At 40.3% G+C, this 14,037-nt stretch carries 12 protein-coding genes and 1 pseudogene; 4 read left to right on the top strand and 9 right to left on the bottom strand.

Features of this window, described 5'->3' with window-relative positions; all coding sequences use genetic code 11:
• The first annotated feature begins 28 nt into the window (after nucleotides 1-28).
• Nucleotides 29-400, top strand: a complete 372-nt coding sequence (locus tag JOC94_RS05055) for an SLAP domain-containing protein (RefSeq protein WP_077113759.1) — start codon at nucleotides 29-31, stop codon at nucleotides 398-400.
• A gap of 455 nt (nucleotides 401-855) precedes the next feature.
• On the opposite strand, the gene JOC94_RS05050 is transcribed toward JOC94_RS05055, so the two are convergent.
• The 7 genes from JOC94_RS05050 to JOC94_RS05020 form a co-directional block, all read right to left on the bottom strand.
• On the bottom strand, nucleotides 856-1,653 hold the full coding sequence (locus JOC94_RS05050; protein WP_077113797.1) for an HAD-IIA family hydrolase: 798 nt from the start codon (nucleotides 1,651-1,653) through the stop codon (nucleotides 856-858).
• A gap of 38 nt (nucleotides 1,654-1,691) precedes the next feature.
• The gene (locus JOC94_RS05045; protein WP_205178843.1) at nucleotides 1,692-2,777 is read right to left on the bottom strand and encodes an ABC transporter ATP-binding protein; all 1,086 of its coding nucleotides are present in this window, start codon (nucleotides 2,775-2,777) and stop codon (nucleotides 1,692-1,694) included.
• An 89-nt stretch (nucleotides 2,778-2,866) separates the two neighbouring features.
• Nucleotides 2,867-3,328 (bottom strand): hypothetical protein, encoded by a 462-nt coding sequence (locus JOC94_RS05040; protein WP_139345716.1) that lies wholly within the window; start codon nucleotides 3,326-3,328, stop codon nucleotides 2,867-2,869.
• Nucleotides 3,329-3,523: 195 nt separating this feature from the next.
• Nucleotides 3,524-4,309 carry a carbohydrate ABC transporter permease gene (locus JOC94_RS05035; protein ID WP_077113756.1) on the bottom strand — a complete coding sequence of 262 codons (786 nt, stop codon included), beginning with the start codon at nucleotides 4,307-4,309 and terminating at the stop codon, nucleotides 3,524-3,526.
• Between the two features lie 12 nt (nucleotides 4,310-4,321).
• Nucleotides 4,322-5,206 (bottom strand): carbohydrate ABC transporter permease, encoded by an 885-nt coding sequence (locus JOC94_RS05030; RefSeq protein WP_213088981.1) that lies wholly within the window; start codon nucleotides 5,204-5,206, stop codon nucleotides 4,322-4,324.
• Between the two features lie 26 nt (nucleotides 5,207-5,232).
• Complete coding sequence (locus JOC94_RS05025; RefSeq protein ID WP_139345718.1) at nucleotides 5,233-6,552, bottom strand: ABC transporter substrate-binding protein; 1,320 nt, start codon at nucleotides 6,550-6,552, stop codon at nucleotides 5,233-5,235.
• A gap of 256 nt (nucleotides 6,553-6,808) precedes the next feature.
• Nucleotides 6,809-7,399 (bottom strand): glycerol-3-phosphate responsive antiterminator, encoded by a 591-nt coding sequence (locus tag JOC94_RS05020; protein WP_077113755.1) that lies wholly within the window; start codon nucleotides 7,397-7,399, stop codon nucleotides 6,809-6,811.
• 452 nt (nucleotides 7,400-7,851) lie between these two features.
• On the opposite strand from JOC94_RS05020, the gene JOC94_RS05015 reads away from it, so the two are divergent.
• Complete coding sequence (locus tag JOC94_RS05015; RefSeq protein WP_205178841.1) at nucleotides 7,852-10,833, top strand: efflux RND transporter permease subunit; 2,982 nt, start codon at nucleotides 7,852-7,854, stop codon at nucleotides 10,831-10,833.
• Nucleotides 10,834-11,302: 469 nt separating this feature from the next.
• Here JOC94_RS05015 and JOC94_RS05010 read toward each other — a convergent pair whose 3' ends face one another.
• The gene (locus tag JOC94_RS05010) at nucleotides 11,303-12,223 is read right to left on the bottom strand and encodes a DUF4349 domain-containing protein (RefSeq protein ID WP_205178839.1); all 921 of its coding nucleotides are present in this window, start codon (nucleotides 12,221-12,223) and stop codon (nucleotides 11,303-11,305) included.
• Nucleotides 12,224-12,459: 236 nt separating this feature from the next.
• On the opposite strand from JOC94_RS05010, the gene JOC94_RS05005 reads away from it, so the two are divergent.
• Complete coding sequence (locus tag JOC94_RS05005; RefSeq protein ID WP_077113752.1) at nucleotides 12,460-12,666, top strand: helix-turn-helix transcriptional regulator; 207 nt, start codon at nucleotides 12,460-12,462, stop codon at nucleotides 12,664-12,666.
• Entirely contained in the window at nucleotides 12,663-13,052 is a 390-nt protein-coding gene (locus tag JOC94_RS05000) for a hypothetical protein (protein WP_077113751.1), read from the top strand. The genes JOC94_RS05005 and JOC94_RS05000 overlap by 4 nt, the downstream gene beginning before the upstream one ends.
• 316 nt (nucleotides 13,053-13,368) lie before the next feature.
• Here JOC94_RS05000 and JOC94_RS04995 read toward each other — a convergent pair.
• A pseudogene (locus JOC94_RS04995) lies at nucleotides 13,369-13,961 on the bottom strand (AAA family ATPase).
• Nucleotides 13,962-14,037: the final 76 nt, after the last annotated feature.

Raw genomic sequence — 14,037 nt, 5'->3', positions numbered from 1 at the left:
GATTCTAACGAAAGGAAGGAGGATACAGATGATACAATTTCATCCTGTTTGGGCAAGCAAATTAACTCCAAAACAAAAAAATGAGCTCCTTCAGGCAGCGGAACAGCTTCCACCCTCATCTTCCCAATATAGCGCTGTTTTATTTAGGGGAAAGTATAAAAAAAACGGGGGACTTGTCGCCACTGTTTTTTTACGGAACGAAATGTCTCAAAGCTTGGATATTCAAAAAATCAAAGTTGAAATCTTGGAAAAGCATACAGTCATTGCAAAAGGAATCTTTTCACCCAATCTTCGTATAAACAGTGCATCTGTATATCCGTGGTCGTTTGTTTTTTCACCAGAATTGGTATGTCAATCCCATTCGGATCCTCAAAATTGGCATGTTCATATTGATATGTAAATAAAAGAGTGGCAGGCCCACTCTTTTCACTTTCCTCTTTCGCAAAGCACTTCACGGGCAGTAAGAATCCCCAAAACAACCGCCAGTAAAAACTCGATTGACTTAGATCAACAGGACAAAAAATTCGGCAGTGACACATCGCCATCTTTTATGGTTTTTCGCAATGTCTCGTGAAAGCGCAGCGACAGGACAAGAAAAGTTTTTCCGGCTTTGTCATCGTCCCTAAAAATGCGCGAGCTTTGAGGGCGATGTTGTTTAAGGTGGCCAGTAGGACACTTTCGACCTTTACCTTTTTCCGCTTCTTTTCAGTAGGGAAAACACCGTATCTTGTGACACCATCTTTATGATTGACATTTTTGTGGGCCTGATTGAAACTTCATCTTTCTTAATGATAAATACCAAGTTCTGTCTTTCAAAAAGCAAAGCTTTGGGAGCGAGACAGTCGTCGACTATATCTATGACTTTAAAAGGTGTGCAAACATTGATTGTAAACCCTGAATGATATAGTCGGGAAATATGTTCAATTTTTCAATATCTTCATGGCTGGCTACTCCTGTCAATACGAGACAAGTGCGAAAAGCATTTAATTTTCCCAGCATGATATCTGTTTCAAGGCGATCTCCTATAATTAAACAGCGTTCCCTTGAAACATTCAGTTGCGTAAGGATCATATCGCCATAAAAAGTAGAGGGCTTTCCGATTACTTTAAAAATATCATGCCCAGACGCCGTTTCAATTGCCCGGGCAATGGCCAATGTATCTGAAATAAATCCTCCTGGAACCGGACAAAATGGATCGGGATTCGTTACAATTAACTTCGCCCCGTTGCGTACCGCCGTCATGGCCGCGTTCAGCTTTTCATAATTAAAGGAGCGGTCGAGACCGACAATTACATGTGTTGCTTCTAAAGGAGCTTCAGTCAATTGTAATGAAAATTGCTTGAACTCTTCCTTGATTGCTTTCTCACCAACGACATAAACCGAGGATTCCGGGAAATATTTGGTAAAATACAATGCCGCAATATAAGATGCTGTAAACACTTCTTCAATAGACGAAGCCACCCCTAGCCGTTCCAACTTTTCCTGACATCCTTTGCGTGTTAAAGTGGGGGAGTTTGTAATAAACAGCACCTTCTTACCTTGTGCCCTAATAAAGTCAACACTGTCTTTTGCTCCTGGTAAAATTTCATCGCCCAAAAAAATCGTACCATCTAAATCAAAACAAAATGCATCATAATGATCTATATTTACCATTGGACTCTCCGCCTTTTTCAGTAGAAGTTCAAGCAACATCAATCTGTAAGCCGTTCCTCCGACTCTTGATCAAATAAGTGAATCGAATCCTCCTCAATTGCAAGAAAAATCGTATCCCCAGTCTTTATAGCTTCATTTGTTTGGGACTTAATGATAATGGAATGATCGGCAAACCGAGTGTGAACAAGCATTTCAGCCCCATTTACCTCTACTAAATCCACGATTGCTTTAAAAGGGGTTTTTTCATCATGTATGATAATATTTTCCGGCCTGACTCCCATCATGACCGGCTTGCGCCCATTTTTTTCAATAAGAGCCTTTTGGCTGGCCGAAAAAGGATAACGGATATCGCCAGAACCTATAAAGAAGCCATCTTCCCGAATGTCGCCTTTCAAGAAATTCATACCAGGCGAGCCAATAAAACTAGCGACAAATATATTTGCCGGCCGTTTATATACTTCTGCCGGGGAGCCGATTTGCTGAATCAATCCATCTTTCATGATGACAATTCTCGTTGCCATCGTCATGGCTTCTGTCTGGTCATGAGTGACATAAATCGTTGTAGTCCCAAGTTGACGGTGTAATTTACTAATTTCCGCCCTCATTTGCACCCGTAATTTCGCATCCAGGTTCGACAGTGGTTCATCCATAAGAAAAATTCCGGCATTCCGTACAATGGCCCGTCCCAATGCTACCCTTTGCCTTTGGCCGCCGGAAAGCTCTTTTGGTTTTCTTTTTAACAAATGGGTTAAGCCGAGAATCTCAGCTGCCTCATGGACCTTTTTTGCAATTTGATCCTTGGGCTCCTTTTGAATCTTCAAGCCAAACGCCATATTCTCAAACACTGTCATATGAGGATACAACGCGTAGTTTTGAAACACCATGGCAATGTCTCGGTCTTTGGGCGGCAAATCGTTTACCCTTTTCCCGGAAATGAATAAATCCCCTCCGGAAATATCTTCCAATCCGGCAATCATTCTTAATGTAGTTGATTTCCCGCACCCGGAAGGTCCGACAAGCACGATAAATTCTTTATCTTCAATTTCCAAATGAAAATCCTTGACGGAATATTCCCCGCTTTTGGGATATTTTTTGTATATATGATCTAGTTGAATGTTTGGCATCTTCTCATCCTCCAGCCATTAACGTTGAAGTAATGTCATAATTTGTTTCTTTGAACATTCTGTCCTTTTCATCGTATTTGTTTTCAGGATCAATTCAGAAGGTGCTTCCCTGAAATGAGAAAAGAGCGATTCCCTACCAATTTGCAAATGTTCATACTATGGCCATGGTAGTCATTGATATGCAAGCCGAATACACCATTCTCCAATACATAACAATGACCTGTTTCCAACATGATCCCGGCACGGCGGTTGCTATTTTTCAAACGATGAAAAACACTTCCTCCATAGTTGCTCCGATGACATTTTCCGATTGGAGCATTTTCAATGGCAAGTTTGGTTTCATCGGGTAAATCACCCAACATGTTCAGGGGAAAACGAGCCGCTGATTCTATCCCATCTTCTTGTGCCAGAATTGCTACCCGGATTTTCAGAACAACATCATCAACATTCCATATGTCCATAATAGGCAAACATTTTTTCCAAATGATCGGGTAAAGCAGGATTAAAGCGGCCGATCGGCAAACGGAGTATAAACGAAACTTCACCGCCATTGCCAAGCTATCCGCATTTTCCCCATTGCGCTCGGCTCACTTCCAATAAATAAACTTCGTCCGTACCGACTGCCTTCTACATGATTTCAATCGACTTCCAACTCTTGCCGATCAAAATAGCCCTCGCTTCATCAACATCATTGGATATGAAAATATTGTATAGGTTGAAATTGAACACCCATTCCCGTTACCCCGCTATTTAATTCCCGAATGCATAAAGCTGGAAATAAATTGCTTTTGAAAAATAAAGAAAGCCAGCAATAGAGGAAATGCAACAAATAACGTTGCCGCTCCAACAACCCCCCATTGAGCTCCGGAATCGGAGGCTTTGGCAAACATGGAAAGCCCCACGGTCAATGGTCGATTGGAATCTGAATCAGTAATGATCAAAGGCCACAAAAAATTGCTCCATTGTGAACAAATAGAAATTAAACCAAAGGCAACATAAGTTGGCTTCGCCAGCGGAACATACACATGCCAAATCGTTTGCAGCCGATTGCACCCTTCCATTTTGGCCGCTTCTTCCAGTTCATATGGTATGCCTTTAAACGTTTGCCTTAGTAAAAACACACCGAAAGCGGAAGTAAAATATGGCAACATAATCGCCCATTTCGTATCATAGATTCCCAACTGGGCGATTGTCCCCGAATTGGGGAAAATCAATAATTCTACCGGAATCATAATTTGGACGAGATAAAGAAGAAAAATCACACTTTTACCGATAAAGTTCATCCGTGCAAAAGCATAGGCTGCGAGCGTGATCGTAATGAGTTGCACCGCTAAAATGACGGTAACAATGATCAGCGTATTGATATAATATTGGGCAAAAGGAGCTGAATGCCAAGCTTCGACAAAGTGCTGAAGGGTAAAGGAATATCCTTCTGCCTTCGTGTCTTTAAAAGCCATATAAATGATTCCAAAAAGTGGAAGCGCCCAAAGAAAAGCTAAAACATGCGTTGAAATACTAATAAGCCGATTCAATGGAATACCACCTTAACTGTAATGAATTTTCCGATCTGTTCCAAAGAACTGAACGGCCGCAATGATCAACATCAATATTAAAACAACAACTGTGACAGTCGATGCCTTTCCGTAATCCATAAACCGAAATGTGCTTTCATAAATATAGTAAAGCAATAGATTACTGGCATTATTTGGTCCACCTTGAGTCATGACAACAAGTTGATCCACGGTTTTAAAGGCATTAGTCGTTGCAATCACAGAAGAAAATAAGGTTGTCGGCATAAGAAGGGGAAAGACAATCCTTCGAAATTGAGTCCACTTCGATGCGCCGTCAATATAAGATGCTTCCATTAATTCCTTGGGAATGTTTTGCAAGGCTGCCAAATAAAAAACCATAAAAAATCCGGCTTCCTTCCAGATGACCATCACCATAATGGCCATTAGCGCGGTTTCTGTATTTCCCAGCAAATTCAATTCCCCCGCACCGAATACTTTTAACAAACTGTTGATCATCCCATATTCCGGTGTATAAAAGAACAGCCATATAAACGCCGCGGTTACCATTGGGATGACAACGGGGTAAAAGAAAAAGGTTCTTGCCAATCCACTCCCCTTCATCGACCTGTTGACTAAAATGGCAAGCAGCAGTCCCAATAAAACACTTGTTGGTACGGTTCCAATCGCAAACCAAACATTATTGATAAACGCCTTCCGGAAAACCTCATCTTCCAGCATCACCTTAAAGTTATCCAAACCGATATAAACGGGCTCATTTGTTGATAAATCTGATTGAAAAAAGCTCAAATATACCGTTTTTATGATTGGATATAACGTAAATATGATGAGAAAGATGAAGGACGGAAGGAGAAAAATCCAAGCTGCAGTATTTTCTTTGACCAGTTTGCTTCTCCCCAATTCCTTCACCTCAAACAAAAAATGAATTACTTATATTGTTTTAATAAAGCATCGGCCTGTTCCTGGGCTTGATCCAATGTTTTGTCCACATCTTCACCATTAATCGCCGCTTGGATGGCATCCGACAGGATTTTAATAATTTTTCCTTGCTCATACACTGATATTTCTTTATGCGCATTTTCCAACTGTTTCATCGCCGTCAAAGCTTGCGGGAAAGAATCCGTATAAGCTTTTAATTCAGGAGTTTCGTAGCTTGATTGACGCGTTGCAATATATCCCGTATCGATGCTCCATTGAGCCGCGCGTTTAGGGTCGGCAATCCATTTAATAAACTCCATGGATGCTTTTTGTCTGTCCTCTGAAATATCTTTAAAAATGTAGAAGTTTCCGCCTCCTGTTGGGGTAGCCATTCGCTCTTTTGCCGGCAAAAAGGCAACACCAAACTCAAAATCAGCATTGTTCTTAACATTGGTTAAATTACCGGTTGTCGAAAGCATCATTGCTGTCTTGCCTTCAATAAAATCAGTCGGAACCGTATTCCAATCGAGAACACCTTTCGGCATCACTTTATGCTTCTTGGAAAGGTCAATCCAATATTGAAGCGCCTCTTTGGCTTCATCAGAATTGAAATAGACTTCTTTTCCATCATCGCTCATCAAGTTTTCTTCTCCGTTTTGGAGAGCAAGCGCCTGATAAATCCAATATCCGCTTATTGTCGCAGGCAGCTCAATACCCCACTTTCCATCTTTTGTCAGCTTTTTCCCATAGTCAACTACCTCATCCCATGTAGTTGGAGGAGCTTCCGGATCCAATCCGGCTTCTTTAAACATATCTTTGTTATAGTAGAGCAAAACTGTACTCCGTTGAAATGGGACAGACCACGTTTTTCCTTCCGCTTGTGAATTGAGCATAAAACCCGGGAAGAAATCATCCATCATTTTTTTTGCTTCCGGATCTTCAGCGATCAAATCATCCAACGGCATGATGGAATCCTTAATTTGAAAAAGATCCACCGATAATAGAACAGCCATGTCTGGGGATTTGCCATTTTTAACGGCCGTTTGCACTTTGGTCATGGATTCATCATAGTTGCCGCTATAAACAGGCTTCACGGTTACCTTTTTTCCATTTACTTCAATTCCCTCTTTATTGAATTCCTCTGCATAACCATCGATTACCTTTGTAATTTCACCACCGACATTGACGGGATAATACCAGGTTAAATCAATCGTATCTCCGGAAGATTCTTTGGAAGCGGCTGATTCTTGATCTCCCGAATCCTTTTTGGAAGAATTGCTGTTACATGCACTCAATATACTAAAAACAAAGAACAATAATGCCAACATGAAAAGACGTATCTTCACTGTATGAAACCTCTCTTTTCTATTAAATTTGTTATGATACCAAACCGCATTATCTTCAATTCCATTCCCGTAAGCCGTTTTATGCTTGCCCCCTTTCAAAGCATAAAAGAACCGCAAATAGACTGTTTTTCATCAACAGTTATTTGCGGCCTCTCTTATCGCGCCTTTTCTTCTATGTACTTTTCAATACTGATGATAGCCAATCTTTGTTAATGACATATAAATAAAATGTAAACATTTAATAAAGATCATTCAAATCCATTTTCCACAATTCAGTATTGGATGTTGATACGGCGGCAGCTCCATGTTCCAAAGCCTCCTTCGCATGATAAGGAGTTGTCAACAATCCACCGGTGATCACCGGAACATGTGATGCTTTTGATAAATCCGCCAAAAAATCGATGATCCGACTCGGCATCACTTCAATCATGTCGGCCTGAAGATGATCCAAGCCGGCAAGCAATTGATCATATACCTCCGTATCAATGAGAAAAACCCTTTGAATGACATACATTCCTTTCGATTTTGCTTTTTTGATAATACCGGATTTCGTCGTTACAATGGCAAATGGCTTCACATACTCTTGAATAAAATCAATACCATAATGGTCTACCTGCAAACCGCCAATTTTCTCCACATGTAAAATCACCGGCAACCCCGCTTTTTGGAGCACATCCACATATTGTTTGACCGTCAATATATTCCCTGTCATCAGGATAACCGCCGATATATGCTCCTTGTACTTGATGGCTTGTTCAATAGACTTGGGCTGCTTGACCGCGGCAATCAACTTGTGCTTTTTTAACCTCTCTTCAAAAATTTTCTTCATCCTCTTCACCACTTTACATGATGTATAAGACTATTGTACCTATCTTGTCTGACCACTTGCAATGCCGCAATCCTGTAAGCCAGAACTATTTTGCTGAAAAAAACCATCCCACCCCCATAAAAATTTACAAGAAGTGGTTGAAAGCGACCTTGCGTCATCTCGTATAATTTGCCTGACATGTTCATTTTGACTTGGTGAAAGGGGCCATCTAAAAACGAAATGGCTGGCGATGAACATCCATGTTGCCTCCTGCGGTACCGGGAACAATTAATATAAACTTCAGGATGTAATCCCACAAAAGGAATATATGTTTTCCAACGGCCAAGTGGTTGAAAGTTGCCATGAAAGGAGTAGAAGCGGGAGCTCATTTTACTAAATTGTGTCTCAGGAAATCGTACTGCCCAATTATCAGCCCCTACGATTTATTTTTACATTTTTAGGAGGGATATTTTTTGCGTTTACTTCAAATGCTCGTTCAAAGAAAAATACTCATCATATTAGCAACCTTTTTTACCATCGTGTTAGGTATTTTTACATTTTTTAATTTAGACAAAGAATTGACTCCAACAGTTGGACTTGATAGCGCCACGATTCATGTCGAGGCCAGTAACTTACATATAGATGATGTAGAAAGAAAGATTACCAATCCTCTTGAACAAACTCTCCAAGAAATGGAAGGAATAAAAGAAATTTCATCTACTACTTCAATTGGACGCAGTTCTATCAAGATATTATTTGAAAGTGGAAAAGGGGATGAAATATTTAAGGATGTCGAATCTAAAGCGAATGTCGTCTTAAGCGATATTCCGAACCTCGATTACTATCAAGTTTTGCAGGACGGGAAAAATCCATCCTTTGAATTTATTGTAGATGTTTCAGGCGGAAATCCCGATCAGATGTCTGCTTTTGCCAAGGATATTTTGAAACCTCGTTTGGAAAAACTTTCTGAAGTACGCGAAGTAAAGTTGGATGGTTTCACCGAACAGCAAGTAGATATTCATTTTGATCAAGACAAAATGAACGAAAAACATATAACGATACAGCAAGCAGTCGAAGTGATTCAACAATTGAACAACGAAGCAATTGTAGGAGAACTAACAGATGGACATGAAAGCCTTTCTTTGCGTTGGGACACTGCTTTGAAAAATATGGAAGACTTGAAAACACTGCAAATCCCGACGGAAAATGGATTGGTTGAGTTAAAGGATATTTCTGCTATTTCAATCAATCCAGTCACAAATTCCTCCAACACATGGAAAAATGGCTCAAAAGATATGATAATGGTTCAAATTGCCCGTAAAGCGAGCGCGAGTCAAGCAGATATGGCGGAAGCTGTCAGGAATGAATTACGAAAGATTGATGAAGAAGGTTTGGTGAAAGGCTTTACCGTCAATGAAGTAATCGCCCATGCGGACTTTGTCAATGACTCGATGAATGATGTGACAACTAATATGTGGATTGGCGGAATGATTGCGATCGTTGTATTGTATCTTTTTTTGCGCAATATCAGAGCTGCCTTTATTATTGGCTTATCGATTCCCACGTCCATATTGCTCACTTTCATAGCCATAGGCTTACTCGATTATAGTATGAACATGCTGACACTCATTGGATTAGGGCTCGGTATTGGGATGATGGTAGATTCCTCGATTGTGATTCTGGAAGCTATTTATAAGAAAAAAGAACAAGGGTTAAACAATTTACAGGCAGTGCTTGAAGGAACAAAGGAAGTGGCTTCAGCCATTATCGCATCTGTCCTTACAACCATCGTAGTCTTTCTTCCAATTGGCCTGATTGGGGGAGATTCCGGAAAATTTATGATGATTTTGTCAGTTGTGACCGCCATCACATTAATAAGCTCTGTAATCATTGCTTTTACATTAATCCCAACACTTGCCAATGAATTCATAAGATTAAAGAAACAAAAAAGCAATCATCAAAAAACGTTTTTTATGTCCATATATAAAAATACGGTAGCATGGTGTATTCAGAAAAAAAGTCGCAGTTTCATCGTCATCATCGCGTTTTTTATCGTATTTTCTTTATCACTTTTCCTCATTCCCAAAATACCAATGAAAATCATGCCGGATATGTTTAATCGATATACTGAAATGGTGATTGATTTAGAAAATGGGGTTTCTCAACAAGAGAAAGAGATGATCGCAGAAAAAGTACATGAAACCGTAAGTTCTACAGAAGATGTAAAGGCCAATTATGTACTTGACCTTGACGATAGACTAATAGTGAATATTGTGATGACAACGGGCAGTAAAATAACAACAGAACAAGAGAAGGTTACAGAAAATATTTTAAAAAAGTTGCGGGTCTTGGAAGAAACGCAACCCATTCGGGCCGTTGAAAGAGCCTTGGATGGCATCAGCGGATACCCGGTGCAAATCCATATAAGTGGTGATGACTATGCTGAATTACGAAAAGGCGCAAACGCTTTACAAAAAGAAATAAAGTCTATTAAGGGGATTACAGATGTCACAAGCTCACTAGACAACTTTTCCGAGACACCAACCATTCAATTAAAAGAAGAAAATATAAAAGCGGCAGGCCTATCAACGTTACATATCAAACAAACGATTGAAGCGTTTTTGTTGCAAGAACCTATCGGTACAGTTGAATGGGATGGCGACAAATTACAAGTATATGCTCATCAAGGTAATGAGAAGCTGACAAAAGAGGCGTTGCTGGAATTGTCCGTTCCAACGGCCAATGGTGAAAAAAAGCTTTCATCTTTTGTAGCCTTTGAAAAAGAATATAGGCCCGATCAAATCTTTCATAAAAACGGAGAAAGATATATTTCGATCATGGCTGATGCAGACAAGGAAGATCTCGGCACAATCAACAATGACATTCAAAAAGTTTTGAAAGGCTTTGACAGTTCACAAGACTTTACCGTTACATTAGCCGGCGACTTGGAAGAACAAAACCAACTAATGAATGAGTTCCTATTCGCCTTTGGTATTGCTCTGTTTTTAGTGTATGTGGTGATGGCCATGCAATTTAATCATCTCGGGCAACCACTCATTGTCATGAGCATCATACCGATTACGATTGTTGGGGCTATCCTTGGATTATTCATCACCCAAGCGGAATTACACTTTATGTCAGGCATGGGTTTCATCATACTGATTGGAATTGTCTTAAACAATGCGATTTTAATCATTGATCGCACGAACCAACTGCGCAAAAAAGGACTGCCAGTGATCGAGTCCTTGTTACAAGCCGGCGAAAATCGTATACGCCCCATTTTTATGACAACGTTAACGACAGTAGGCGGGATGCTTCCTTTAGCATTGGCAACTGGAATGTCTGCCGATTACCAAGCCCCGCTTTCAATCGTCATCATTTCAGGTATGTTATTTGCAACGTTCATAACTTTGTTATTGATTCCTTGTGTTTACAGGTTATTTAGTAAAAGTTAAGAATGATAGGCTTGAAGAGTCTGGACACAACTAAATCAGCTGAACAATACATTGTCCCAGTGTATCATACGCAAGCTTTTAGCGTAATCAACATATGTAGACTCCTGCGGGAATAGCTCGAGCTGAAGATCCCGCAGGAAAGCGGCCTTTGCTTAACGAGGAAGCTGAAGAGACCTGCGGAATGCGAAATATTTGACGAGCGATGACCGGGATCTGGATCATAAGTTAAAAGCTGATTGATATTCGTAAAAATCGTGAGAATAAAACCACGTGAAATCAAGGTTTTAAACTAGATTTCACGCGGTTTATTCTTTTTTACAGGGTTCTGTCCCGGCCCCTTTGCTATTTCGTATTTACTTATGTCCCAGCCCCTATTGAATTGGAAGTGTGTCAAAAAAGAGTGCTCTGCGAACAACTAAATCTATGGCAAAGGCTCTGACAAGAGACTCTTTCAAAATTACTGCTAAAATCAGTCCTGTTTCGTGTCCTTTATATGGGGTTTTTTTCTCTTCCGTCTTTTTACAAAATAATAAACTCCCACACCAATCAATGTGACTAAAGTCAAAATCGGCAGGTTTCCGACAAAAAATACGACAATCCCCGAAGCGGCCGCAAGTAAAAAGTTCAAGCTGACAGCAAGCTGCTGTTTTGTTTTTTCCCACGTATTCAACTTGTTTCCGTCCACTCCTGGAACAACCACTTTGTTTTCCTTCATAAAAATGTCAACTGTAGAATAGGCGGTTTGGTTTTCCAAGTATTTCATTTTGCCAACAATGACCTCAATCTCTTCCTGGACCTTCGCCAAATCACTTGAGATTTTCAATAAATCCTCAGTCTTTTGAGCAGTTTTCATAAAATCAAGCAACCGTTGTTCTACCGCCCGCTTTGATTTTAAGCGGGATTCCAAATCCACATATTCCTCCGTTACATCCTGTCCCGTGACACTTCTTTCCATCACTTCGACAGCCGCTTTCTCTGTATCATTTAGGAACTGTTGAAAGTGTTTTTCAGGGATGCGAATGGTTAAATACCCGCTCATCAGTTCATTTTCTTCTCTGTAAATATTCGATTCTACGATATATCCCCCGTATTCCTTCACCTTTTTCTCGATGTCTTTCCGGGCCGTCTCCAAATTTTTCACTTTTACTTCCAGATTGCCCCGGTGTACGATCATTCGGTCGCCTGTAACATCTATGTTCTCTTCTCCTGCTGGTTCATCCTCCGTAGATTTCTCCGCATCATCTCGCACCGCAAATTCTTTAGAATCGGATAACTCGTTCGTTTTGGCCATTTCTCCACTGCTGTCCGCGGAATCATCAGACTTGCAAGCCGCCAAGACAAACACCGTGATTATACAAAGAAGCCATATATAAAACCTTTTTTTCGTCATCAAAATCCTCCTTCCTTTACATATTAGACGATTCATCACGCATTACATTACACATAAATGACCCGGCAACTTTCTTTCAATGTGCCATAACCGTTCCCTAATACGATCGAAAAATGGAAAACGAGAAAATATTCCACTATCAGCTGTAAAAAATGTTTGACAGGTAGTTCATCTTATTTTACAATGATGGGTGTAAAATAAGTTTTACACTATTTCAAATGTAAAGGTGCTGTCCGATGCAAAATAGAATAAAAGAATACCGGGAAAAGAAAGGTTTTTCCCAAGGAAAATTAGCGGATTTGTGCCACGTCAGCAGGCAAACGATCAATGCGATTGAGAATAACAAATATGATCCTAGTTTGCAACTAGCCTTTAACATTGCGAAAACGTTAGGCATCAAAGTGGATGATTTATTCTTACATGAGGGAGAGATCGAAAAATGAGCACGAAAAAAATCGGCGCACTCATCATCGGGACTGCCACACTCATTGTCATTGCTTTCACAATCTATAAAATAAGTACTGGAAAAGCGATTGGATTCAATGAAATTATAACAATCTCGATATTGTTAATGATGTTTTTCTCCGCGATCACTTGGGGAAATAAAGAAGAAAAGGACGGTATATTACAAGAAGAAGAACTTGGCCAAAGAATTACAGAGAAAAGCTCAAAAATAAGTTATTTTATTTTATTATTCATCATATTGGCGGCTGTCACCGCTGATCATTTAGTAAACGGAACGAATAACATATTCTTGTTGGCAGTGCTAGGTTTCGCGATGATTATACTCCCTCTCGTTGAATTTCTCGTTGCCAAACAATATCAGTGATCTTAAAACGAGAGCTGGTTTTGCCAACTCTTTCAGCTTGTAAAGAAAGTGGACATTTTTTCTCTACAAGCTTTTTTACGCGGCCACTTCTCTTGCAGAAAGAGAATCGTAAAAGTTTGATAGGAAATTGGCTTACTTCTCTTGTCACGACCTTAGCACCGGACTACACACTCATTCCAATTTCCACGGCGTAGGTGTTCCATTCTGCTCTTTTGGCTATTTGTTGAAGATATAGGCCGATACAAAACCGATGGCGAATATCCATTTTGACCAATCGAAGAGTTGTATGACATGCATGCTGGATCATTCCCACGGGTTAGAAAAACCGGAAATGCTTGATTTTCGTTATCATTCTAGCCCATACTTTGCTCAGTTTTCCCCTGTTGTCGGGAAGAAGTGAAATGCTCGACATTGAAGCGATCTGCTCTGCCACTTGCTCAATAGACAGATGATCGGTTTGCAGATGTTGCTGAAACTTTTCATTGGACAGTCCATCGATACAACGCTCGACTTGCCGTGCCGCCCAAGATTGTCTGCCCTCTCCCCTGCTGCGCAATCTTTGCATCAATGTCTCTTTGGAAACACACAGCGTAAAGTGATTGACCTGTACGCCATCCCTTCTTAATTTGCCAATGATGTCATCAAAATAATGAGGATGGACGACCGTCATCGGCACAAGGATGACCCCATTATATTTACGATCAATGTAAGACAACATCGAGTAGTTACATTCACGCCACATCGGGTAGTTTTGAAAATCTGCTTCCAAGGTTTCTGGCGGAATATTTTTCTTATGTAAAATCCTGCGTTCTCCGGATCGAATACATACGAGCCTGGGATTCTTCTATGCAGCTCATAAGCCGTCTGTGTTTTACCAGCTCCGAAAGCTCCGTTAATCCAAATGATCATAAGAGCACCTCCCGTTGCATCTTCATCAATCCGTTTACCTATTCTTATGCTCGATGATAACATGATACAAATCACT

The sequence above is a fragment of the Siminovitchia thermophila genome (assembly GCF_016909185.1).
Taxonomy (GTDB): Bacteria; Bacillota; Bacilli; order Bacillales; family Bacillaceae_C; genus Siminovitchia; species Siminovitchia thermophila.
The sequence above is the reverse complement of the archived record's forward strand: the minus strand, read 5'-3'. Positions and strand labels throughout refer to the sequence as shown.